At 40.5% G+C, this 458-nt stretch carries 1 protein-coding gene; it reads right to left on the bottom strand.

The features are described from left to right. Positions 1 to 447, bottom strand: a 447-nt coding sequence (locus tag AC1DJR_RS33370) for a LysR family transcriptional regulator (RefSeq protein WP_477004608.1), incomplete at its 3' end; no start/stop codon positions are given. Between the last annotated feature and the right edge of the window lie 11 nt (positions 448 to 458).

A 458-nucleotide genomic window follows, 5' to 3' on the forward strand; every position in this document is an offset into this window, starting at 1 on the left:
ATCAATAGGTGAAGGAGTAAGACAAAAGTCGATTTCGCCGTTTTCAAGGAGTTGAACTTTCAATTCTTCTGTGGATGCCTGCGTTATGCGGAAGTTAATATGTGGATATAAGTCTAGAAAAGGTGCTAGTAATTCAGATACTCGATTTAAGGTCGTAGTAGCTATTAAAACACTTCCACGTTCTAATCCAGCCATGTCTGTAACTTGTCGTTTACCTACTTCCAGTGCCTCAAGGGCTGTATCTACTTGCTTGAGAAAAGCTTTTCCGAAAGTGTTTAGACGAAYTTGCCTCCCGACTCGATCGAATAAGGGAACTCCTAATTCTTCTTCTAATCGAGCGATAGTAACACTTAAAGCTGGTTGGGAGATATGAAGTTCCTGTGCCGCTTTTGTTATATGTTCCGTACGAGCGACTGTCTTAAAATACTTGAGCTGCAGTAATTCCATAAAATGTGTTC

The sequence above is a fragment of the Bacillus sp. 05T31 genome (assembly GCF_056396725.1).